Origin of the sequence: Psychrobacter sp. KCTC 72983 (genome assembly GCF_014280455.1) — a bacterium.
GTDB classification, from domain to species: Bacteria; Pseudomonadota; Gammaproteobacteria; order Pseudomonadales; family Moraxellaceae; genus Psychrobacter; species Psychrobacter pacificensis.
Genome location: NZ_CP060390.1, coordinates 2,912,120 through 2,935,553 on the forward strand (window position 1 = coordinate 2,912,120; position 23,434 = coordinate 2,935,553).

General features: G+C 45.5%; 19 protein-coding genes. 7 read left to right on the plus strand and 12 right to left on the minus strand.

From position 1 onward, the window contains the following. Window positions 1–14: 14 nt before the first annotated feature. On the plus strand, window positions 15–662 hold the full coding sequence (maiA, locus tag PSBA01_RS12435) for a maleylacetoacetate isomerase (protein WP_222436698.1): 648 nt from the start codon (window positions 15–17) through the stop codon (window positions 660–662). A gap of 135 nt (window positions 663–797) precedes the next feature. On the opposite strand, the gene PSBA01_RS12440 is transcribed toward maiA, so the two are convergent. The 5 genes from PSBA01_RS12440 to PSBA01_RS12460 form a co-directional block, all read right to left on the minus strand. Continuing rightward, window positions 798–1,043 carry a hypothetical protein gene (locus tag PSBA01_RS12440; protein WP_186474585.1) on the minus strand — a complete coding sequence of 82 codons (246 nt, stop codon included), beginning with the start codon at window positions 1,041–1,043 and terminating at the stop codon, window positions 798–800. After that, window positions 967–1,176, minus strand: a complete 210-nt coding sequence (locus PSBA01_RS13355) for a hypothetical protein (protein ID WP_071001494.1) — start codon at window positions 1,174–1,176, stop codon at window positions 967–969. Before PSBA01_RS13355 ends, PSBA01_RS12440 begins: the two co-directional genes overlap by 77 nt. Before the next feature lie 44 nt (window positions 1,177–1,220). Continuing rightward, the gene (locus tag PSBA01_RS12450) at window positions 1,221–1,424 is read right to left on the minus strand and encodes an ESPR domain-containing protein (RefSeq protein ID WP_071001493.1); all 204 of its coding nucleotides are present in this window, start codon (window positions 1,422–1,424) and stop codon (window positions 1,221–1,223) included. A gap of 244 nt (window positions 1,425–1,668) precedes the next feature. Continuing rightward, window positions 1,669–3,264 carry a sensor histidine kinase gene (locus PSBA01_RS12455; protein ID WP_186474587.1) on the minus strand — a complete coding sequence of 532 codons (1,596 nt, stop codon included), beginning with the start codon at window positions 3,262–3,264 and terminating at the stop codon, window positions 1,669–1,671. Continuing rightward, window positions 3,264–3,950 (minus strand): response regulator transcription factor, encoded by a 687-nt coding sequence (locus tag PSBA01_RS12460; RefSeq protein ID WP_071001491.1) that lies wholly within the window; start codon window positions 3,948–3,950, stop codon window positions 3,264–3,266. Before PSBA01_RS12460 ends, PSBA01_RS12455 begins: the two co-directional genes overlap by 1 nt. A 275-nt stretch (window positions 3,951–4,225) precedes the next feature. On the opposite strand from PSBA01_RS12460, the gene PSBA01_RS12465 reads away from it, so the two are divergent. Beyond that, window positions 4,226–4,741 carry a Spy/CpxP family protein refolding chaperone gene (locus PSBA01_RS12465; protein ID WP_071001490.1) on the plus strand — a complete coding sequence of 172 codons (516 nt, stop codon included), beginning with the start codon at window positions 4,226–4,228 and terminating at the stop codon, window positions 4,739–4,741. Between the two features lie 110 nt (window positions 4,742–4,851). Here the strand turns inward: PSBA01_RS12465 and PSBA01_RS12470 are convergent, their stop codons facing one another. Continuing rightward, a complete protein-coding gene (locus PSBA01_RS12470) occupies window positions 4,852–6,435 on the minus strand; it encodes a hypothetical protein (RefSeq protein ID WP_186474589.1) in 1,584 nt (527 codons plus the stop codon). Window positions 6,436–6,490: 55 nt separating this feature from the next. Continuing rightward, window positions 6,491–8,629 carry a hypothetical protein gene (locus PSBA01_RS12475; RefSeq protein WP_186474591.1) on the minus strand — a complete coding sequence of 713 codons (2,139 nt, stop codon included), beginning with the start codon at window positions 8,627–8,629 and terminating at the stop codon, window positions 6,491–6,493. Window positions 8,630–8,940: 311 nt separating this feature from the next. Between PSBA01_RS12475 and ggt the strand changes: the two genes are divergently transcribed. From ggt to cysE, 5 genes are all read left to right on the plus strand, one after another. Further along, window positions 8,941–10,905 carry a gamma-glutamyltransferase gene (gene ggt, locus PSBA01_RS12480; protein ID WP_186474593.1) on the plus strand — a complete coding sequence of 655 codons (1,965 nt, stop codon included), beginning with the start codon at window positions 8,941–8,943 and terminating at the stop codon, window positions 10,903–10,905. A 296-nt stretch (window positions 10,906–11,201) separates the two neighbouring features. Next, window positions 11,202–14,921 carry a DNA polymerase III subunit alpha gene (gene dnaE, locus PSBA01_RS12485; RefSeq protein WP_186474595.1) on the plus strand — a complete coding sequence of 1,240 codons (3,720 nt, stop codon included), beginning with the start codon at window positions 11,202–11,204 and terminating at the stop codon, window positions 14,919–14,921. Window positions 14,922–14,992: 71 nt separating this feature from the next. Further along, window positions 14,993–15,373 (plus strand): Hpt domain-containing protein, encoded by a 381-nt coding sequence (locus tag PSBA01_RS12490; protein WP_186474597.1) that lies wholly within the window; start codon window positions 14,993–14,995, stop codon window positions 15,371–15,373. Beyond that, complete coding sequence (locus tag PSBA01_RS12495; RefSeq protein ID WP_186474599.1) at window positions 15,373–16,251, plus strand: RNA methyltransferase; 879 nt, start codon at window positions 15,373–15,375, stop codon at window positions 16,249–16,251. The genes PSBA01_RS12490 and PSBA01_RS12495 overlap by 1 nt, the downstream gene beginning before the upstream one ends. Before the next feature lie 188 nt (window positions 16,252–16,439). Next, window positions 16,440–17,351: a serine O-acetyltransferase gene (gene cysE, locus PSBA01_RS12500; RefSeq protein ID WP_186474601.1), complete on the plus strand. Its 912-nt coding sequence runs from the start codon at window positions 16,440–16,442 to the stop codon at window positions 17,349–17,351. 170 nt (window positions 17,352–17,521) lie between these two features. On the opposite strand, the gene PSBA01_RS12505 is transcribed toward cysE, so the two are convergent. The 5 genes from PSBA01_RS12505 to hisC all read right to left on the minus strand — a co-directional run bounded on the left by PSBA01_RS12505 (window position 17,522) and on the right by hisC (window position 23,373). Further along, a complete protein-coding gene (locus PSBA01_RS12505; protein ID WP_228724592.1) occupies window positions 17,522–18,025 on the minus strand; it encodes a 2-amino-4-hydroxy-6-hydroxymethyldihydropteridine diphosphokinase in 504 nt (167 codons plus the stop codon). 19 nt (window positions 18,026–18,044) lie between these two features. Beyond that, window positions 18,045–18,482 (minus strand): dihydroneopterin aldolase, encoded by a 438-nt coding sequence (gene folB / locus PSBA01_RS12510; RefSeq protein ID WP_186474603.1) that lies wholly within the window; start codon window positions 18,480–18,482, stop codon window positions 18,045–18,047. Between the two features lie 57 nt (window positions 18,483–18,539). Beyond that, window positions 18,540–19,490: an EamA family transporter RarD gene (rarD, locus tag PSBA01_RS12515; RefSeq protein WP_186474605.1), complete on the minus strand. Its 951-nt coding sequence runs from the start codon at window positions 19,488–19,490 to the stop codon at window positions 18,540–18,542. A gap of 226 nt (window positions 19,491–19,716) precedes the next feature. Further along, window positions 19,717–22,008 carry a bifunctional prephenate dehydrogenase/3-phosphoshikimate 1-carboxyvinyltransferase gene (locus tag PSBA01_RS12520; RefSeq protein ID WP_186475544.1) on the minus strand — a complete coding sequence of 764 codons (2,292 nt, stop codon included), beginning with the start codon at window positions 22,006–22,008 and terminating at the stop codon, window positions 19,717–19,719. 222 nt (window positions 22,009–22,230) lie between these two features. Continuing rightward, a complete protein-coding gene (hisC, locus tag PSBA01_RS12525; protein WP_186474607.1) occupies window positions 22,231–23,373 on the minus strand; it encodes a histidinol-phosphate transaminase in 1,143 nt (380 codons plus the stop codon). Window positions 23,374–23,434 lie beyond the last annotated feature (61 nt).

The following is a 23,434-nucleotide window of genomic DNA, read 5'->3' on the forward strand; positions in this document are numbered from 1 at the left end:
GGGCATAAATAATGATGACACTTTACGGCTATTTTCGCAGTGGTACTTCTCACCGTACCCGTATTGCCTTGAATTTAAAAGGCTTAGATTATAATGATATCGCGATCAATCTGGCACAAGATGAGCAGTTAGAAGACGCATTTAAAGCGATTAATCCGCAAGGACTGGTGCCAGTCTTAAAAGCGAACGATTTATTATTATACCAAAGTCCCGCTATCTTGGAGTGGTTAGAAGAAGCCTACCCTGAGCACGCTTTATTGCCCCAAGATGCCGCTGGTCGCATGTACGTGCGTGCGCTAAGTGCGATGATTGGCTGCGATATCCATCCGATTAATAACCGCCGTATTTTACAGTACTTACGTAATGAGTTGTCAGTAGATAAAGAGGCAGTCATTGCATGGTGCAATCGTTGGATTACTGAAGGGTTTGCAGCGTTAGAGACACGGTTGGCAGCAGATAAAAACCGGGGGCAGTTCTGCTATGGTGACAGGCCCACTTTTGCAGATTGTTATCTGATCCCGCAGGTTTCTTCTGCGCGGCGCTTCGAAGTGGACCTGACTCCTTATCCCAATATCGTCGCTATTGATACGCATTGCCGCACACTAAAGGCTTTTGCAGATGCCGATCCTATGATGCAGCCTGATGCGCCAAAACATGCATAAATATCAATATATTAAAACAGGACTTAATAAGGACATTATTATGTTAACTGTTGATTGTAAATGATATCGACTCTCAACTTCCCTATTACTTGCAGTTTCTTTACAAGGATTCGTATGAAACATACTACAAAAGCATTAATAGCAGCCATGGCATTTTTCGCTTGCTGAAGCACCGATGCCAAAGGCAGAAGACGCAACACCAGATGACGATGACTGCACACCAATTGCGGTAGATAATGCACCTTTAGATAATGCCTTTGCTCCAATAGCGATGGAGGCGGCGCCGCCTGATTCGGTATTAATCTTATAGCGAGGTGTTCTGACCACTTTGACCGCTACCAATGGCAATGTCTTGCCCGCCAGTAGCACTAGCATTGCCACCCATCGCCATAGCATTGGGTCCGGTTGCGCCATCGTTGTTGACATTGCCAATAGCGGTTGAATTAACACTATAGTACTTGGTTTTGTTAGCGGCGACGCTCTTAGCTAAGTTATCTAACTGTGAGCCATTCACTGCATCTTTACTCGTAGAGTTGATTGCCCCATTAGCGACATTGATTATTTTGTTATTGCCTTCATTAGCCCAAGTGCTATGGCACTTAAGCGTAATGTCTTGATAGCAGATACATTGGATGTGGTATTGATAGTAGCGTTAGCGCTAACACTAGATTTGGAAGATTTGCCACGCCCTTTTGCGTATTCACCGACTGCGGTAAAGCAATTCAATGCTTCATTCCAGATGACTTTATAGATGCGGTTCATGATGTATACTCCCTTACAGATTTGTCAGATTTAAAAAATCAGAAATAAAATCTATGGTGCAAGAGAATCGATATGACCAAATAAAACGAGTTATGAATTAGGGATCATGCAGCCTTTTGAAGTGTTACTGGTTTCAGTTTTTGAGAAATAAGACATTTTCTTTTGGATAGAATATGAAACATCAATCCATGAAAAGCATCTACTGATACGTTGAGCTTTTTCCTCTTCCTCATGATAAATTTTACTATTTAATCGGTAATACTATCTGCACCACCAATCCTAGTACACCATCTCGTCGATTATGGGCGTTGATATACCCCTTATGCGCCATCACGACAGCATGAACAATAGCCAGCCCCAACCCATAACCGCCAGTATCACGATGACGAGCCGTGTCGAGACGGACAAAGGGTTGAAAGATACGTTCTAAGTCATTGTCAGCGACGCCGCCGCCCTCGTCCGTGATACTGATTTGAATCGCAGGCATCTTATTATCTATCTGCACCGCTTTCATCTCAGCGATGACTGTTGAGCCCGCTGCCGTATGCATAAAAGCGTTGCGAACGACATTTTCAAGTGCACTATGCAGCTGCTCTTGATTGCCTTGTACTGTCCAAGCGCTTTTTAAGTCATTGGCAAATGAATATTCAGGTGGTTGCCACTGCCATCTCACCTCTTTATGCTGAAACTCAAAACACACATCCTGCCCGATGTCACTGATAATCTCGGACAAATCGACTGCTTCGCTCTCCAAATTATCAATCGTGTATTGCTGCATTTGTAGGGATTGAATATGGATAATTTGCTCAATTAACTCATTCATCCGCGCAGACTCTTTGTCAATACGGTCTAAATAACGATGGGCGTTGGGTGCAAAATCACGAGTCAGCTCAGTTGCAACATCGAGACGCGCGAGCGGTGAGCGCAGCTCATGCGAGATATCACTGAGCATCTGCTTACGCGCCAGCTCACTATCAGCCAGTCTCGTTGACAAATGAGCCACATCTTTGGCCAGTAATCCCAGCTCATCATCACCCATTTTTGATAGCGCTGGATTGGCTTGATAGTCCCCATCAATCATACGGTGCACGGTACTCTGCACACGTCCAATACGCTGAGTCAACGTACGGCTCAGCCAGACACAAACCAATACACTAAAAGCAATAATCAATAATAAACGTATGGGAAAATTGCCATGCTGTAGCTCTACCACATCTGCAAAACGTAAATGCGGGCGCAACTGTATGATGACTGATTGTCCATCAGGCAGTTCAACCGAGATGTCTGCCAGCTCAGGACGCGCATCAATATCCGCTATCGCAGCACTGCTCGACATTATTGGTTTTAGGATCTCGTGCAAAACAGAAGGCTGTTTTATGAGCATCTCATCATTCAGATTGCTTGGTTTATTATCGTAAGCTCTAGGCGGTGGCGGCAGTGGTTGCTGCATGGCACGTTCCATCGACTGCTGGCCGCTTTGCCCACGTCCTTGCGTGCGCTCGTCTCTATCTCGATAACGCGGAAATATAATAGCGCCTTGCTCATCGTAGACTCTGATTTGACTCATGAGGCGTCGATCTTGACGATACATCTGCCTGACAGCTATCAAATCACCCACTCGCAGCGCATCGACCATCTCTTGACGCTGAATTAATAGACTCTCAATTTGTACGTCCATACGAGCCGTTAGCTCTTTTTCAGCCAGCCAGCGCTCCACCATAATGGATAACAGTGAGGTAATTAGTATCGTCAGTAATAGACTCAGGAATAAACGCCAAAACAGCGTGATTCGCACTTTGAATTTCGGTGATTTGACGGGATTACTGGAAGTTTTTATCATTAGAGCACCAGTTGATAGCCTTTACCGCGCACTGCTTTTATTGGTTCGTCATGAAAAGGCTGAAGTTTTTTGCGCAGGCGAGACACATGCACATCAAGGCTACGATCAAAAGGCTGCAACTCACGCTGCAAGACATTCTCTGACAGCCATGCTTTGCTAACCACATCTCCTTTTTGCTTGAGCAGCGCCACGAGTAAGTCAAACTCTGTTCCCGTCACTTGTAGCGCCACACCATCTATTTCACAAACACGCTGATTTTGATCAAGATGCAAGCGACTCTCTGGTAGCGGCGTATGCTCAGACGTGGTCGTGTTGGTACGCTTAATCACAGCATTGATACGCGCCAGTAGCTCGCGGGGGTTACAGGGCTTGGTGATATAATCGTCAGCGCCCAGCTCCAAACCAATAATACGATCAATCTCCTCGCCCTTTGCCGTCAGCATAATCACAGGGATATCACTGATATTTGGCAGTTGCCGCAGCACACTTAGCCCATCTATTTTTGGCATCATGATATCAAGGACGAGCAAATCATAAGCGGAATCATCGTGCGCCACCGCTTTTAATCGCTGTATAACTGCCGCCCCATCATGGACACAGTCGCAATGAATACCATGGTTGTGCAAATACTCTTGTAGTAACTGAGTCAATTCTTCATCATCATCGCCTATCAATATATTTGGCACACTCACCTCCTTTCCATGATTTTAATTGGCTTTTATTCATTTACTTGCCCATATTATCAGGCAAGCGCGTGTCAATTCGCTATAAACGTTACCTTTCTTAATACTTCATAAATGTTCGTAACCTTTAACTGCCGTAAGATAGCTTCTATCAACCGCAAGACCTGCACTTTTAAGACGACCAATCACAACGATTAATAGCGCTTAGAATGCGATGCTTGCAAGATACGACTTTAGTATTTACTTAACCAAACTCACTGTAATTAAAGGATGTCATCATGAAAAAATTATTATTGGGCTCAGTATTAGCAGCTTCTAGCGTATTTACTGTGACAGCATGTTCTAGTGTCAATGCAGCCTCTGATACCGCGCCAATGAATCAAATGCAAAAGAACCATAAAGACGGCGCCATGAGAGGTCCAATGTCAAAACTGAATCTCACAGCGACGCAGCAAGCGCAAATCAAAGCCATCATGCAAGAAAAACATGGCGACCGCGTAGCTGACCGTGAAAAACATCAGGCAGAACGCGCACAAATGGAACAACAAATACAAGCACTGACCAATGCAAGTACGTTGAACAACGCGGCGGTAAACCGTTTGGCCGATCAGCAAGCGGCAAAAGCAAAACAGCGCTTTATTGAGCGCGTCCAAACGCAGCATGCCATCTCTCAGGTGTTGACCGCTGAGCAGCGTGCAAAAATGGAACAGCTCAAATCAGAAAGACAAGAAAAAGATCGTAAGCACTCAAAAGATCGTAAAGGCCATGACAAGCCACATCATCAAGGCATGTAAAAAGTCTGTCACAACATAAGTGATGGCCATATTAAAAAAAGCGCACCGTTTATACGATGCGCTTTTTTACGACAGTATCCTACTTAACACTCAATGATGCTATCTTCCAGTTAGTCTGTCGCCCCAAAACGTTCTTTCGCCATTGGCATCATGTTAAATATCATTTTACCCACTGCTGTGCCATTACCGTCACGATAATATTCCAGCAACTCTGACGCATAGTCTCGCAGATCAATACTGTTGCTCGCATTTGGTGTCTGAACCTCACGTGGTAGATTTGGGAATGCCTTGTCTTTGCTATTAATAACAGAATACTGCTGCAAGACATCTATTGTCATACTTTTATCTGGCGCAGTTTTGCCAGTGTTATCTAATTGGCGGTGCAGATGCTGCCATTTGAGCTGACCACGTTTGTCAAATCCATATAGCTCTTCTACTGTGGCGTTTGCAGCGACTTTAGATTCCGTCTTATCTTCATCATTTATTTGAGCATTTATCATAGCCAGTATTGTTTGCACCATCGCTTTACTAGTGAGTTCCTTTGAGCTTTGAATCGTCTCAAAGGCTGTCATAGGCTCGGCTTCTTTTACCAGCTCCGGATATTTTTGGCTAATGCGCTTGTAGAAGATTTGCAGATAATTTTGATAGTCCTCTTGATAACTCTCAAAGCTTTGTACTCGGCGAATGATTTGGGCACTTGAGAGCATTGCTGATAGCTGATGCGCCGGCAACTTGGACGAGAGCGCGGCAAGCGTATTGGGCGCGACATAATCGAACTGGCTAACAGGCGCCGCCTCATAAGTCAGATCCGATGCAGCAAAGTGGCTTTTTATCACCTCTCTACCGAATCCTTTTGGCAATGTTCCATCATCAATGGCTATTTTTAACCATTTGTTTCGCCATTTGGCGCCAAGCTTATCGTCTAATAGCTCAGAATTGAACATCGCAACATTATCTGCCCATAAATAGATATCACCATTTTTCATGTCGATGTAGACAGGCTGATTGATACTGCTATGATGATTGCGCGCTTGATACTGGGCGCTGGCGAGCATCGTCGCCTTGCCCGCCATGGGCTGATAGATGCCTTGAGCATTGATAGATAACGGTTTTAGCAAGTACTCATCTAGCAGTTGCGCTTTTTTTATATCTAGCGGCTTTGGTTTGTCTTCATAATTATCAAACAGCGCTTGATAACCTGCTGGCACTGTCACATCGCTATCGTACTGGTGCTCCTCCCACGCATAATAAGCATCGACGCACTCAAAATAAGACTGTTTAAGAGCATCGCGCTTGTCATCATAATCTGCAGCTAAAATATCTTTGTTTTGTTTTTCTGCCTGCATGATCAATGCCGCATAGGCTTGGTCATGTGTCTCTTCGCAGTGCGCATCCACATAATCTGATGCCACGACTTGTGTGCCAGATGCTGCCGTACGTTGCTGGCGGTTACTGATCTCGATATTACTATGGTATCTGAACGATTGCCGGCGCTGTTTTTGTAATGCAGTCGCTAATGTCTTTTTAGCGGTGCTAGGTGATTGCTTAACTGTCAATGCATTTGACTGGTTCAAATTGGCAGATTGACAACCCGTTAAGAGTAATGCTCCTGACAGCAATGTACTGGTCAATAATAAGTGATTTTTCATCATAGATGACAGACGTAGTGTAAGCGTTTGATGTGCTTTTTTCATTTTTTATCCTTAATAGACATATGCGTAAATGCGATAAGCTAATGCGACGTCGTCTCTATTTTTCATTATCATCTTTAGCATCGCCAATACGGCTCTCATCAATTGATTCTGCATCATAACGATTGTCATATTCGTCACTACTATAATCAGTCTCTAAGCTGCCATCCTCATAATCGTAACGCGCATAGCGTGCCGTTTGTAGTCTGTCTTTTTTCTGGCGCTGTGCTGCTATCCATGCATTGCCATCGATAGGCGCTACCGCATTTGAGCCAAATGACTCTGCCAATAGTGGCGTTAGGGCATGGTGGTCAAAGCTGGCTTTATCATAGCGGACTTGATTGAGCATGGTCGTCGTAGAGCCAAGTAAATCACCACCGATATTGACGCGCTGCTGCTTGGCAAGCAGGCGATCTGAGTTATCTAAATAATAGTAATTAATCTGATTAAAAGAGATAGGGCCAATGGCTTCGATAAACTGCAATAACGAACCCACATCCGCACTTTGATAGCCTTTGTTGTATAGCTGTGCTTTGGCAAGCGCGGCTTTTAGCATGGCTCCATCAGGATATTTTTCTGGGTTGGCATCCACATACTCTTGCAACGACTTGGTCACATATTTCAGAGTCTTACCAATCATTTCACCACTTTGCTGACTGCCAAAATAAACTTTTACTGCTCGAGTCGCGCCAACTTCTTTGGCAAACGCATCACCACTGATGTCTACGGCGCTAAAGTGCTCAGGTGCCAACTCTGCCATGCTGCTCTGTATGGCATTTAGCACTGCATCATAGAGTACCGCGGGCGGCAACTGCGCCGTGATACTTTCAGGCAAACCAAAGCTGACCGTATGTGAGGCCATCTGCGAGGGTAATGGGGTGTTCTCAGGATTGACGAGCGCAACGATTGGCATGATTGCCGATGGGTCGAGCGTGACACTGCTGTTGTTAAAATCAAATGCCACTGGTATCTGTATGGATGAGCTGATGGTTGGCGTGGCATAGTCGTAGCTATATACGCTTTGTAATTGCCGCTGTTTTGGGTTGTACTGACTGACGCTATTGAATGTCAAATGCTGATATTGATAGGCGTTGGATGCAGCGATTTGCTCAGGAGTGCGGCTGAACATCGTCAGTATGTTACCAATCAAGCCAGTAGAAGACATTGATAGCTCCTCGCTATTGGTCGGCTCTGTCTTAGCACGCTGTTTTGCCATTTGCATGGCTTCATATTTTGCAGCCATTGTCTTCGGGCTTAACCTCGACATGCCGGAGAGCATGCCTCCAGTCTCACCGCCGTACTCATCATATTCGTCAGTGGCATATTCATCAGTAGAATAGTCATCACTGACATAATCGTCGCTATCACGGTCTTCTGCATCGTAGTCGTACTCTTCATCAGCACTGGCTGGCTCATTCTCCCCTGCTTCAGCCAATATAGCAGCAATGGCCTTTCTTTCTGCTTCAGCTTCTGCTATAGACTTATCATAGTCACTAGGATAGTCGGACTCTATCGAATCTTTCGCATCATCATAATCGTAGTTAATACCCTCTACCACACAGACTTCATAAGCGTCATCATCTTCGTTTTCATTGCATTTATTCGACTCTACACCTACCGCTGCTAATTCTGCTCTAGCCTCAGCTTGCGCTTCATCATCGCTACTATCATACATACCCTCAGGCTGATAGGCATAGGTCTCTATAATCGTTCTAAGTAAGCTGCTTGAGCCTGCATCGATACTATCGGCATCGATAAATGGTACTGCTTGGTAATTGGCTTGCGCGACGGCCACATGCTCTGTTGCCAAATGCTGGCGAATCGCTGCCAATAAATGCGCCTTGGCTTGGTGCTCAGTGTTGGGATATTTTTCTTGATTAAACAGTTGCGCGTAACGCTCAGCTTTGGCCTCTTGACTAGCCGTAAAAGCGCGACCTTGACGTTGGCTCTGAGCAGGATTTGCAGTGCTAAAATCCATAAGGGTACTGGAGGCTGCCACATCCGCTGAGGCAGTCGGATTTGACTGACAACCTGTAAGCACAAGCGACGCACTACCAACTAGCAAAGCAATAGAGGTTAATTTGCTTGTTTGAGATACATGACCATTATTATTTTTATTGTTGATGATAGGCAAATAATTACTCGCCATCTCAGAGTGGCACTGTCGATTACGGTTATTAACATGGTTTGATGACATAAGAATCTCTTTATAGCCAGTCGTTAACGGATGCACATTAGTACTGTACTTTATATCACAAGACGTTACAATTTAGTAATATTAAGACTTATTTTTAAAGAAAATCTTCACTGGTTAGTGAGCTTCTCTGCACAATTTACATGACACTAATTATGTATATATCGATAGAAGACCACTCATACTGCACATCATATAAAAACTCAAATGACAAAATATGATAAACAACTTTCTACTATTTGATATTTTCGTTACTATTTAAGTGTATTTATTTGATACCCTGTTTTTTCTACTTGCCCAAAAAGGACTTTGCGATGTCACCATCATTATCTCACCAGCATCGAATTACTCAGCAAAAAAAACCCAAGACTCATAACCAATTAAAATCTAGCGCAGCCCTTATTACGAGTGCGCTACTACTGTCTGTCTCAGCCCATGCAATAGATCCAACCGTTTCAGCCAACAGCCCCACGGTCAATCACACCTCGATTGATACCAATGCGCTAAATCTAGCCATTATGACGGACAATCCAACTGTTATATCTGAAACCAAACGCATCACACGGGCAAAAACCACTACTCTCACAACCACCTCAAACAACGCCACCTCAAACAATACCAATAACGATCAGGCTATCTACTCTGAAGATGCAATTCATCATCCAGTATGGGCAAAAAATGGCATGGTCGCCACCCAAGAAGCGCTGGCCTCTGACATCGGTTTACAGATTTTGAAAGACGGTGGTAATGCGGTAGATGCTGGGGTTGCGGTTGGCTTTGCTCTCGCTGTGACCTTACCACGTGCTGGTAATATCGGTGGTGGCGGCTTTATGATGATTTATGACGCCAAGCAAGACAAAACTGTAGCACTCGATTACCGCGAAAAAGCACCAGGTAGCGCCTCTCGCGATATGTATCTCGACGATGAGGGCAACGCAGTCAGTGACTTATCTCGCTATCATGGCTTAGCCGTTGGGGTGCCGGGGACAGTAGCAGGGCTACTAAAAGCATTAGAAGAGCATGGCACCATGAGCCGCGAGCAAGTCATGGCACCAGCGATCGCATTGGCAGAAGATGGCATAGAAGTCACCGCCGGCTTATCCGAATCGCTCACTGCTTTGAGTGATCGCTTGCAAAAATGGCCAAGCACCAAAAAAGTATTTTTCAAGCCTGATGGCAGCGCGTATCAACCGGGTGAGCGGTTAAAGCAGCCTGAGCTTGCCCGCTCGCTAAAGCGAATCGCGGTACAAGGCGCAGACGGATTTTATAAAGGGAAAACCGCACGTGACATCGTAAAAGCCGTCAATGAAGCAGGCGGTAGCATGAGCTTGCAGGATTTAGCCGATTACGAAGCCATCGCCCGCGTGCCTGTCAAAGGCGATTACCGTGGTTATGAGATTGTCTCTATGCCACCGCCCTCCTCTGGTGGTATTCACATTATCGAAATATTAAATATCTTAGAAGGCTATCCACTGGGGGACTATGGTCAAAATAGCGCACAGACCATTCATTTGATGGCGGAAGCAATGCAACTGGCTTATGCAGATCGTGCTGAGCACCTAGGGGATTCGGATTTTATTGATGTCCCTACCAGTGGTCTCACCTCGCAAGCTTATGCGGATAAACTGCGTACACTGATTGACCCCAATAAAGCCACGCCAGCCGCGACCATCAAAGCCAACAATCCGCTCCCTTATGAGAGCGATCAAACCACGCATTTCTCTATCGTGGATAAAGACGGTAATGCCATTGCCAACACCTATACGTTGAACTTCTCTTATGGCACTGGTCTCGTGGCTGACGGCACAGGTATCTTGTTAAATAACGAAATGGATGATTTTTCTGCCAAGCCGGGTGTACCCAATGGTTACGGATTGATTGGTGGTGACGCCAATGCTGTTGAAGCCAATAAGCGTCCGCTCTCCTCGATGAGTCCAACGCTGGTATTTAAAGACAACAAACCGTATATCGTTACGGGCAGCCCAGGGGGCAGTCGTATCATCACGACCGTCACCCAAATCATCTCTAACGTCATTGATCATGATATGAATATCGCTGAGGCAACTCACGCACCGCGTATTCATGATCAGTGGCTTCCTGATGAGATTCGGATTGAAAAAGCGCTCAATGTCGATACGGTCAAAAAGCTTGAATCTATGGGGCACACGGTCAGTCCAAAGTCCGCCATGGGCTCCACGCAGTCGATTATGCTCACACCAAACGGCCTGTATGGATCTTCTGATCCCCGTATTGTGGATGCAGCGGTGGTTGGGTACTAAGTTAAATTGTCATTACTTATCAAGTATATAGCCCTCCGCACTTTACCGTGTTGAGGGTTTTTTATATCATTTCTTACGTAATTAAATTGACATGATAATTCACATCCCTCAGATTAAACCCTTGCAATCAGTGGCTGCATGCCGCAAATAATGCTATTATTAACGACCCCATTTAAAGCGTATCAACATGGCTACCGAGGTCTTAACCACCTCTCGATAACACTACAAATGATTAATAATCATCCTGTATTTTATCGCTAGCTTATTTCTTTTGATCGTACTAGTAAGAGTCTTCTATGGCATTTGTACACCTTGGTATCCACAGCGAATATTCCATCACCGATTCTATCGTGCGCATCAAGCCGCTCGTGAAAGCGGCGGCAGCTGACAATCAGCGGGCGCTGGCTTTGACTGATTTGTCCAATTTATATGCCACGGTGAAGTTTTATCGTGCTTGCCTAGGCGCGGGTATCAAGCCCATTATCGGCAGCGAAGTCATCATGGATAATGAAGACACACGCCTCACCCTACTTGCGATGAATAACGAAGGCTATCAAAACATTACCCGTATCGTGTCGCTTGGGTTTACCGAAGGTCGCGCTGACCCTGTCAATCATGGCACACCTGTGATTAAACGCAGTCATATTCTAGAACATGCAGCAGGCGTCATTGTCCTACTCACCGAAAAGTCAGACGTAGGCCAAGCACTGGTTGGCTCTATGCCAGAAAAAGCCGATGAGCTGCTCACCGAGTGGCAAGCGCAATTTGGCGATCGTTTATACTTTGCCATCAAGCGTACCAATCGCTCAGGCGAGGACGCTTTTATTAGAGCAGCCATTCACTCAGGTGCCAAACACAACATCCCCATCATTGCGCATAATGACGTGCGTTTTTTGGCGCAAGAGGATTTTGATGCGCATGAAGCCCGCGTGTGTATCGCAGGCTCTTATGTCTTAGCTGATCCCAGTCGTCCGCAAATCTACTCAGATGAGCAATACCTCAAAACCCAAGAGCAAATGGCGCAGCTGTTTGCTGATATTCCGCAGGTGGTTGACAACACCTTACGCTTGGCAACCCGCTGTAATGTGACTTTAACGCTGGGCATTAACGTACTGCCCGACTTCCCTGTCCCTGAAGGCGAGACGATTGAATCGTTTTTTCGGGCAGAGTCAAAGCGCGGTCTGGAAGAGCGCTTAGATAAGCTTTTCCCTGTTGAGGCCCGTACGGACAATTGGAGCGACTTTCGTCAAAGATATGATGAGCGCCTCGCCTATGAGCTGGATATTATCCTATCAATGGGCTTTCCCGGTTATTTCCTTATCGTCATGGATTTCATCCGCTGGGCAAAAGCCAATGGCGTGCCAGTAGGCCCTGGACGTGGTTCTGGTGCAGGTTCATTGGTCGCCTACGCGCTCAATATTACCGACCTTGATCCCATTCATTACGATCTGTTATTTGAGCGCTTCTTGAACCCTGAGCGGGTATCCATGCCTGATTTCGATATCGACTTTTGTATCGAAGGGCGCGATCGCGTGATTGACTATGTGGCGCAGACCTATGGTCGTGATGCCGTTTCACAGATTATTACCTTCGGTACCATGGCCGCAAAAGCGGTGGTGCGCGATGTGGCACGCGTCCAAAGTAAATCATACTTCTTGGCCAATAAAATATCCAAGCTGATTCCCAAAACACCGGGCATCACCCTCAGCCAAGCGCTTGAGCAAGAACCACAGCTCAAAGACTTGATCTCTAACCCTGACAACATGGATTATGAAGACGCCATTGAGATTTGGGAGATGGCAGTCAAGCTTGAAGGTGTCTGCCGAAACGTCGGTAAACATGCTGGTGGTGTATTGATTGCGCCGCACAAAATCACAGACTTTAGCGCCATTTATTGTGATGATGAGGGTCACCGTGTCAGCCAGTTTGATAAAGACGATGTCGAGGCGGTAGGACTAGTGAAGTTTGACTTTTTGGGTCTACGTAACTTAACGGTTATCAACGCAGCGGTTGAGAATATCAACTTGCGCCGTGCAAAAGAAAACGTGCCTGCATTGGTATTGGAAGATTTACCACTCGATGATGTCAAAGCCTACAAATTGTTGCAAGATGCCAAAACCACCGCCGTCTTTCAGCTAGAAAGTATGGGCATGAAAAAGTATTTGGCCAAACTGCAGCCGACCAACATTGAAGATGTGATCGCCATGTGTGCGCTCTATCGTCCCGGCCCGCTTGATGCCGGCATGGTAGAGATGTACATTGACCGTAAGCACGGTCGTGAAGAGGTCATCTATGATCATCCCAATCTTGAGCCGATTTTAGAAAATACTAACGGCGTTATCGTCTATCAAGAACAGGTGATGCAAATCTCACAGGTGATGGCAGGTTATAGCCTGGGCGGTGCTGATATGCTGCGCCGCGCCATGGGTAAGAAAAAACCTGAAGAGATGGCAAAGCAGCGCGATATCTTTGTCACTGGTGCAACTTCACAAGGCATCGATGAAGTCACGTCAGGCGGTGTGTTTGATTTGATGGAAAAGTTTGCAGGTTATGGTTTTAACCGCTCGCATTCTGCGGCTTATGGGGTACTTGCCTATCAGACGGCTTATCTCAAGCAGTACTATCCTGCTGAATTTATGGCGGCAGTATTAACCTCCGATATGAACAACACCGACAATGTGGTGTTCTTTATCAATGATTGCCGTGAAAACTTTGATTTGACTGTGGTCAATCCGTCAGTCAATCGCAGCGAGTGGCACTTTGTCGCAGACACTCCAACCAATATCATTTATGGATTGGGCGCGATTAAAGGCGTAGGTGAAGGGGCTGTCGAGTCCATCGTTAATGCTCGTCGAACGGATGGACCTTTTAAAGATTTATATGATTTTTGCCGCCGTGTGGATATCAAAAAGGTTAATAAGCGTACTCTCGAAGCATTGGTGAGTGCGGGCTGTTTTGATGACTTTGCTGCGACGCTACGACCCGACTTACCAGCCGACGAAGCTTACGAGATTCGCGGTGCCTTGATGAGCCAACTACCAAGCGCCGTCCAAGCGGCTGAGCAAGATCGTCAAAATAACGAGCTTGGCATGATGGATCTGTTTGGCGAAATGGACGGTGTTGTTGCAGCGCCGCCACTTGAGATGTCGCCAGAGCTGATCTGGGGTGATAAACACCGCCTAAAAGCGGAAAAGAACACCTTAGGGTTGTACTTAACGGGTCATCCAATTAATGAATATTTAGATGAGTTAAAACGTTACACCTCAGGCACGCGCCTCAATAAATTGACAGATACTGGCTATAACGGCAGCTGCTATTTTGCAGGCCTCATCATCGATATCGCCAACTTTGGTAATCGTAATGTGATTACTTTAGATGATGGCACGTCGAGATTGGAAGTCAGCTGCTATGCCGAGCGTTTCAACCGTGTCAAAGAGCAATTGAAAATCGATGAAGTCGTCATTATCAAAGGCAGTATTCGTGAGCGTGATGGGCGCTTGTTTGCGCGTCTCGATAGTGCCATGAGCATGGTCGATGCGCGCCTGCGTTGGCTCAAAAAAATCAGTATCAAAGTCCATGGTAGCGATATCGACCTACTCACACGCTTGCAACCATTACTCAAATCTGCACAGGCTGATATCATACCTGAGCCACGCTTGGCTTATAATCAAGAGCAAGATGAGCCAGGCAATAGTGGTAGTAACACTTACGACCCTGCCATGGGCGGCAGTTTGTATGATGAAAATGGCAATGACTTACTGGCTCTAGAGAACGATATGAACCATGACGCATTTAATCAAAATAGCATGCCCCAAAGTTATGCAAACAATGCGCTCAGTAATACAGATACTTCTATCAATGATAACTGCTTGCCACTTGGTTTGAGCGTGTATGACGTTTATGGTATCGCAAATGTGGGACTATCCGAACATTGGCGGGTTTACCCGAACGATGATAACTTGCAACAACTGAAGACGTTAGTTAGTGAAGATAACTTACACTTTCATTACAGCTAAAATGCACAATCCAACCAAAAATTTACTATAGTAATTTGACTGCTTTAACTTTTAACAATTGGATAAAAGCCATGACTGACATGACGAATAATAATATGACTGTTCAGACTGATGAAGAGATTATCAATCACGAACAGTTCGAAGACATGCGTGACTTGCTAGAAGAAGATTTTGGCGAGCTGATACAAGTGTACCTCAATGACAGTCAAAAACGCGTTGCAGCACTGCGAATCGCTCAGCAAGAAGATGATAACGCCAATGGCTTTGAGACCGCTCATGCCCTAAAAGGCGCAAGTGCCAATTTGGGTACGACTCAGCTGGTTCGTCTTAGCAGCCAACTACAAGAATGCTGCCGTGAGCGCCACATTAGTGAACAAGCTGATCTTATTGAAGAGATTGCCGCCGCATTACAACGTGCTGAACAAGAAATCCATCAAAGATTGGGGCAGTAATGAGTAACGACTCTTTATCATCTACTGAGCAACCCCGTACAGTGAATGACTACCTCGACTGCTTACAAGTCATCATGGTCAATACGACGTTGCCTGCCAATATCGGCTCAGCCGCACGCGCCATGCATACAATGGGTTTGTCCCGTTTGACCGTTGTCGACCCCAAATTGCCAATTGATGAGACCAGTGTCTCTCATGCGGCAGGTGGTAGTGAGCTGCTGTCATGTGCTGTGATCGCACCTACTCTAGAGTCTGCCATTGCCGACTGTCAGCTGGTATTTGCAGCCAGCAGCCGCAGTCGTCATATGCCGCGCCCCGTTGTGACACCCACGCAAGCCGCTAAGATTATGTTTGATTTTATTGATACACAGTCGGCTTTACGTGCAAATGATAATAACGTTGACACCTCATCAGACGCTGTTGCTAGCAAACCAAATATCGCTATATTATTTGGGCGTGAAGATCGTGGGTTGACCAATGAAGAGTTGGCTTATGCTGATTATCACATTCAAATCGACGCCAATCCTGCTTACCCTGTACTAAATGTCGCCTCAGCAGTGCAAGTCATTGCCAGCTTTATTTTTGCTTATGCTCAAACGCATACTCAGACAGCGGACAGTTTAGACGAGAACAACGATTCCCAATCGACAATCAACGTGAATTTGCGTCAGCAATGGGATGAGCCTGCTATTAATCAGCAGCAGCTGCAACAGCTCACTCAGCGTACTACTGACCTTATGGTACAGCGCGGTCTTGCAAATAGCGAACATCTAAAGTCATTGCCATCACGCTTGTCTAGACTTGGGTCACGCTTACAGCTTGATCAAAAAGAGTATCAGCTATTAAGTGCTTTGATTGCAAAACTATCCAAAGACTAAAACAAGTCATTGTTTATCAGCTTGCCTTCATTTGACAGCTTTTTACTATATTTTGCGGTACAAAGCTGTTATAACTTAGAAAAATGAGCAACAATATACTCTCATCATTATTTAACCATCATGTCCATAAAATAAAGACATTGCTACTTTAGCAACGCTACTTTACCGACGAATAGATAGGACGCTTTATGTCATTGCCATCCAAATTATTCAGATCGCTTGTCAGCATCAAAAAAGATCTGAAAGAAGATATCGATGCGGTATTTAACCGCGATCCTGCAGCGCGCAATAGTCTGGAAGTCATCCTAACCTACCCAGGTATCCATGCGCTCATTCTACATCGCGGTGCGCACTGTCTGTGGAATCATGAACAGAAACTGGCGGCTCGCGTCATCTCATATGGCTCGCGTATTATTACAGGTATTGAGATTCACCCTGCTGCCAAGATTGGTAAGCGCTTTTTTATCGATCATGGTGTTGGGGTCGTCATCGGTGAGACTGCTGAGATTGGCAACGATGTGACGTTGTATCACGGTGTTACTCTAGGCGGTGTGTCTTGGAATAATGGCAAACGCCATCCAACGCTAGAAGACGGTGTAACGGTCGGTGCTGGTGCCAAAGTCTTAGGGCCATTTACCGTCGGCAAAAACGCCAAAATCGGCTCGAATGCAGTGGTAGTCAAACCAGTACCAGCAGGCGCTACGATGGTTGGCAGTGCTGCTCGTATGATCTCAGATCATCACGATGAAAAAGGCAATCCCATCGCGACAAAAGTACAAGATGCCAAGCAACAAGAAAAAGTCGCGCAAGCTGGCGAGAGCGTTAAGGATCAAGCAGCTGACACCACCTCTACTGCAAAACGCACCAATACCTTTCGCGCCTACGGTATCGATCCCTATTCACAAGATCCCGTTGCAGAAGCATTTGCTAAAATGCTCGAACACATTCAACAATCAGAGAATCGTCTCGATCAGTTGCAGTCAGCGATGTGTGATATTGATCCTAATTTTTGTAAAAAGAAATACGATAAGCTGTGCCTAGAGGATTTAGATGTGATTGGTCGTGCTGATATCGATGCAGCAGATAACGAGCAGAAGTGAATACGAGAGTTTCAGTAAAACAAATAAAACCAGGGGGCGTACAATACATTTTACGCCCCTTAGCCTTATCTACTGCAAAAATATCAGATGTTATCAGTGTGAGTTAAAATAAGTCACCCCACTAACTGTCTATTTATTATTAATTTTTTCTCAAAACGCTATTCAAACAGCTAATCAGTAAATGCAGTCAACTCTTCAATCCCTACAATTTCATGTGCTTTAAAGGGATAACGATTCGCCATTACAATCCAATCAGATATTGATTTAAATATCAATTTTTTGCTTAGGCTATTTTCTATAGTAGCCAATTTAATCATCAAAATATCAATATCCATTGTCACTCGTCGCACTTGATTCGGCTTAGTCTGTCGACGTCTATTACAGTTCCCCTCAAGCGCTTTAAAGGTTTGCTGTAGTTGCTGCAAACTCATCGGTGTATTCAGTGCTAGATGGACACATTGATTGGTATAGTCAGGCTTTGGCTGTTCCAAGGTTGCAGTAAAATCAGGGTTTTGAAAAGCAGTAGACAATCGTATCTCACCCAGCGCTGCCAAACTCTCTCGAGCAATCGGTAGATATTTTTCGGCTTGATAGTTACTACCCAGCGCTAACACCACCTCTACCAAGGACTGCGCTTGCAGAATCTCAGGTGCGCATTTTGTTAGCGTTGCCATATTCAAATCCATCGACGTTTTATGCATCATCGGCTTGGCTGTCATTAACTTCTTTGGTAACGTCTTTAGTAGCTGGCTCATTGGTTAGCGCTGGCGCATAGCGTGTTATTTGTACCCCTACCGCATCTGCTTGAGCAATAGCAGTCGGCTTGGCAATACTTAACGTGATTTTTTGACAGTCATATTTTGCAAATAGCTTATCAGAGATCTGACCGGCCAAATGCTCAAGCAGCTTTGCCTGAATCTCTTTGCACCACACGCTCACATCATCGCAGACTTCTTTATAGCTCAGCGCATCGCTGACATCATCGGACACAGCAGCACGGCTAATATCCGTCTCAAGCGCGATATCGATCAGTAACGGCTGAGTAATGGCGCGCTCCCAATCAAACACACCAATGACCGCCTCAACCTTTAGACCTTTTACAAATACTACATCAGACTGAGTATGAAACATGCTTCCATCCTTGTTTGCTAATTTTTTGTGCGTATTTTTGATTTTTTAATTAACCGATTATAAATCCTCTTCACGGAGACGCTCAGCCTTTAACACTTTACTTGGACGATGTCGCCACAGATCAATGCTAAATAAGAGTAACCCTAACCAAATCAAACCAAATACTGCCAGACGATGTAGATCAAATGGTTCATTGTAATAAAATACCGCTAAGAAGAAAATAAAGGTCGGCGTCAGATAATTCATAAAGCTTAAGATACTATATGCCACAAGCTTGGTCGATTTATTAAATAATAACAGCGGTATCAACGTAATCGGGCCTGCGAGCATCAGTAGCCAAATGTTTGAGCTGAACCAAAAGCTTAGCTGATGGCTGACGACATCTGACTGCCAAAACCACCAAATACATAAGGGTACTAGCATGGCCGTTTCAACAAACATAGCATCGACAGCAGTCAATGGGGTTTGCCGCTGAATGGTGCCATAAGTACTAAAGCTGAATGCTAAAATCAATGATATCCACGGCAGACTACCAAGCATCACCACTTGAATGACCACAGACAGTAGTGCAAAGCCAATGGCTACCCATTGTAGCGTGCGCAGGCGCTCTTTGAATAAAATCATCGATAAGCCAACACCTACCAATGGCCCAATAAAGTATCCCAAACTGGCCTCAAGGATACGATCATGATTGACCGCCCATACATAGGTCAGCCAGTTGGTTGCGATAATTAACCCAGAGACGAGTGACAACGCGATCCATCTTGGGTTTTGTTTGAGCGTCTCTATCCACCCCCAACGCTTGGTCGCTACCAATACAATGAGTAGGCAAAAAAACGTCCAAACAATACGGTGCCCGATAATCTCTGTTGCATCATAATTGGATAATTGCTTAAAGTATAAAGGGAAACCACCCCAGATAAAAAAGGCACCAAGGGCAGTGATAATACCGCGTCTGGTTGTGGTAATCGGGGCAACAGGTTTTTTGACGACATTTTGGGTAGTCATAATACAGGACAACTTTTTAGAGCAAAGCGCACCCTCACCTAATTCTGATTATTATTATCAATTTAGTGGTGAAAGCGCAGGGTCACTACAGTGAAATTATAAGTTAAAAAGCAATATACTCATGCCAATAGTGACATGAGTACATTGCTAACGATATTAGATTGAGCTTTTTATGGATGCTTTACAGTACATGATTATAGGAAAATGTTGATCCACACTCACTCATTTATTCAGCATCAGTATCCACTTGAATAGACATACCGATTTGGTTAGCCAGCTCAGCAAAGCCTGGGAAGCTGGTATTGACCGTCTCAACCCCTTCAATGGTAATTTGCTCAGCAGCACGCAGACTCGCAACAGAGAAACTCATCGCAATACGGTGGTCATGATGCGAGACAATGTGACCACCACCAAAAACAGGCTGGCTATTATTTATATCGCCGTTCTCAGTAGCAGTGCCTTTGCCTTCAATAATCAGCCCATCATCAGTGACAGTACAATCGATGCCAAGCGTCTGTAAACCTTCAGCCATCACAGCAATACGATCCGACTCTTTGACGCGTAACTCTTTAGCACCAGTCAAGACGGTACGCCCTTTGGCACAGCTAGCCGCGACAAACAGTACAGGGAACTCATCAATTGCTAGTGGTACGAGATGCTCTGGTATCTCAATACCGACCAAGTTTGAGCTGCGAATCGTAATATCAGCCACCGGCTCGCCGCCAACATGGGCCTCATTGCTTAGGCTAATATCTGCATTCATTAATTTTAGAATATCAATAACGCCAGTACGCGTAGGATTGATACCGACTTGCGTCAAGGTCAACTCACTATTTTGGCTAATAGCAGCAGCCACCATAAAAAACGCCGCAGATGAGATATCAGCAGGAACCGCAATATCGCCACCTGTTAGTGTGCCGCCACCGGTGACACTGATACGGTTGCCTTCTACAATTACTGGATAACCAAAAGCGGATAGCATACGCTCGGTATGGTCACGGCTGATCTCAGGCTGAGTGACCGTTGTCGTACCCTCGGCCCATAGACCTGCTAGCAGCAAGCAAGATTTTACTTGTGCTGACGCCACTGGCATATCATATTCGGTGCCTTGCAATGGCTTACCAGCGGTATCACGACCCGTAATGCTAAGCGGTGCCGTACCACTATGACCCGTACTTTGGATGACGGCACCCATCGTGCGTAACGGTGCAGCCACACGCTCCATCGGGCGTTTGTTTAGGCTAGTATCACCCGTTAATACGCTATCAAACGATTGCGCCGCCAAGATACCAGATAGCAGGCGCATGCTCGTGCCCGAGTTACCCATATACAAAGGCGTTTTGCTAGGCTTTAGGCCATTCATACCGACACCATGAATGGTCAAGTTACCATTATCAGGGCCTTCGATGGTCACACCCATATCACGGAATGCTTGCAGCGTTGCAAGGGCATCTTCCCCTTCCAAGAATCCAGTAACGTGGGTTACGCCTGTGGCAAGACTGCCAAGCATGATGCTGCGATGCGAGATAGATTTGTCACCAGGAATGGCAATGGTGCCAGAGACAGTATTGCTAGGGGTAATATTATAAGAAGCTGACATGGCAGAAGTATCCGTATAAGGGGTGCTGGCTAACATATGGCCAAAATGACGCCGTGCGGCTTGCGCGCGGCCCAAAAGTCCCATCAGGGCGGTTGAATCTTTATCAATGATGAGCTGGCGCATGGTTTGCAGATAGACACCATACTCATCAAGGGCGCTCACAATGGCGCTTTGATTGGCAAAAAATATATCATGCCACATTTTAGGGTCGCTTGCGGCGATACGCGTAAAATCGCGGAACCCACCGGCAGCATAACGAAACATATCTAAATTATCATCGTGGCTTGCCAATTGCTCAACCAAGTTAAAGGCAAGCAGATGCGGCAAATGGCTGGTATGCGCCAATATACGATCATGGTGACCTGCATCCATCGATATGACATTTGCACCCACTGATTCCCACAATAGTCGCAACTTAGTAATCGCGACATTGCTTGTGGTAGCTAGCTCACAGATGATGACACTATGATTGACAAATAAACTGACGCGTCTGGCATGATACCCTGAATTTTCAGCCCCAGCAATTGGATGCGCTGGCACTAGACCTACCGGCAACGGACCAAACACCGCTTTGGCCGCGTCAATGATATTGACTTTGGTACTACAAACATCGGTTAAGATACAGTCAGCGGCAAGCTGTCCGTTATCCATTGCCTGTTTGATATCTACAAACACTGCTTGTACTGCCTGTACAGGCACTGCAATGATGATTAAATCACTACCGCTTATGACGTCTTGTAGGTTTGCACTACCAGCATCAAGCAGACCATGCTCGATAGCTTCTGTAATACTTGGTGCATGCCTATCGACTGCGACCAGTCGCTCACTTAAGCCATTATCTTTAATAGCTTGTGCGAAGCTAGCACCAATGAGCCCAAGTCCAATCACACAAACTTGTTCGAAGATAGGTCGATGCATATTTAAAGAGGGCTGAAGATTGTTTTTTTTCTGACGACTCACGGCTTTTCTCGTTGAACGCGCTCGGATAAATTTCGGTAAATTCCAGCGTTATATAAGTTAATGGCTAGTTAAGATCACTTCTTACTAAATAATACCTTTGATCAAAACATATCGATGGATGTGATGAGGACATGTCCCTATTTTAAAAATGGTGATAAACGTTTGAATTGGGGACATGCTCTAGTCTTCACTGAGAATAGAACGCAAAGTATCAATCAAACGTAAATTGTCCTCAGCCACACCTACCGTAATGCGTAACCAGTTTGGCAGCCCATAAGCGCCCAATGGCCGAACAATAACGCCTTGCTCAAGGAGTGCTTGATGGATTGAAGCGGCAGTTATATCTTCCATCTCAACCTGCACTTCCACCATAATAAAATTGGCATGCGACTTCACAAAACCCAATCCTAATGTATCAAACTGCTTTTCTAACCAACGCATTTGCTCATCATTCATCTGGCGCGTTTTTTCGATAAAATCTTGATCAGCAAGTGCTGCAGCGGCAGCAGCTAGGCCTACACGGCTGACATTGAATGGCTGACGAATTCGGTTCAATAACTCTGCAACAGCTACTGAGCTTAAGGCATAGCCCACACGTAAACCTGCCAGCCCATAAGCTTTAGAAAACGTACGCACAATGATGACATTATCAAACTCATCTAACAATGCGCGGTTGTTACTCTCAGGGCTATACTCGATATAAGCTTCATCTAGTACCACCAAGACTGAGCTTGGCACACTGGCAACGAACTGGCGCAGCTCTTTTTGCTCTAACTGCGTGCCCGTTGGATTGTTGGGATTGGCAATAAAGACGATTTTGGTATTGGGATTATCTTGTACCGTTTGGCTCATGGCTTTTAGGTCATGACCAAACCGATGAGCAGGCACCTCAACATCCATCGCGCCTTGCATCTTTGCCAGCATAGAATAGACCACAAACGCATACTGACTATAGACGATAGCATCATCAGCACCCACAAAACTACGTGCCAAAATATCGAGCAAATCATCAGAGCCATTGCCAAGCGTAATCTGCTCGACCTTGACATCATTAAAGTCAGCCAACGCTTGCTTCAGATAATAGCCATTGCCATCAGGATAACGTGATAATTGACCAAGCTGCTCAGTGATGGCTAGTGTCACTCGCGGTGAGCACCCCATCGGGTTCTCATTGCTAGCCAGCTTCACCACATCTGAGACACCATATTCGCGCGTCAGCTCTTCAATTGGTTTACCTGTCTGATAAGGTGCCAACGCCAGAATACTGTCATAAGCTGGCGTTAATGGCGATAGGTTTGACGCTGTCAATTGATCAGGCTGCATGGTTTATCCTTGGAGGTTATCACTAAATGCGATCGCCCATCTATTAGGTATCAATCTCGTA

Coding starts and splice junctions, on each gene's coding strand:
- maiA (WP_222436698.1), top strand. CDS start 15: ATGACACTTTACGGCTATTTTCGCAGTGGTACTTCTCACCGTACCCGT.
- PSBA01_RS12450 (WP_071001493.1), bottom strand. CDS start 1,424: ATGAACCGCATCTATAAAGTCATCTGGAATGAAGCATTGAATTGCTTT.
- PSBA01_RS12455 (WP_186474587.1), bottom strand. CDS start 3,264: ATGATAAAAACTTCCAGTAATCCCGTCAAATCACCGAAATTCAAAGTG.
- PSBA01_RS12465 (WP_071001490.1), top strand. CDS start 4,226: ATGAAAAAATTATTATTGGGCTCAGTATTAGCAGCTTCTAGCGTATTT.
- PSBA01_RS12470 (WP_186474589.1), bottom strand. CDS start 6,435: ATGAAAAAAGCACATCAAACGCTTACACTACGTCTGTCATCTATGATG.
- PSBA01_RS12475 (WP_186474591.1), bottom strand. CDS start 8,629: ATGTCATCAAACCATGTTAATAACCGTAATCGACAGTGCCACTCTGAG.
- ggt (WP_186474593.1), top strand. CDS start 8,941: ATGTCACCATCATTATCTCACCAGCATCGAATTACTCAGCAAAAAAAA.
- dnaE (WP_186474595.1), top strand. CDS start 11,202: ATGGCATTTGTACACCTTGGTATCCACAGCGAATATTCCATCACCGAT.
- PSBA01_RS12490 (WP_186474597.1), top strand. CDS start 14,993: ATGACTGACATGACGAATAATAATATGACTGTTCAGACTGATGAAGAG.
- PSBA01_RS12495 (WP_186474599.1), top strand. CDS start 15,373: ATGAGTAACGACTCTTTATCATCTACTGAGCAACCCCGTACAGTGAAT.
- cysE (WP_186474601.1), top strand. CDS start 16,440: ATGTCATTGCCATCCAAATTATTCAGATCGCTTGTCAGCATCAAAAAA.
- PSBA01_RS12505 (WP_228724592.1), bottom strand. CDS start 18,025: ATGGCAACGCTAACAAAATGCGCACCTGAGATTCTGCAAGCGCAGTCC.
- folB (WP_186474603.1), bottom strand. CDS start 18,482: ATGTTTCATACTCAGTCTGATGTAGTATTTGTAAAAGGTCTAAAGGTT.
- rarD (WP_186474605.1), bottom strand. CDS start 19,490: ATGACTACCCAAAATGTCGTCAAAAAACCTGTTGCCCCGATTACCACA.
- PSBA01_RS12520 (WP_186475544.1), bottom strand. CDS start 22,008: ATGCATCGACCTATCTTCGAACAAGTTTGTGTGATTGGACTTGGGCTC.
- hisC (WP_186474607.1), bottom strand. CDS start 23,373: ATGCAGCCTGATCAATTGACAGCGTCAAACCTATCGCCATTAACGCCA.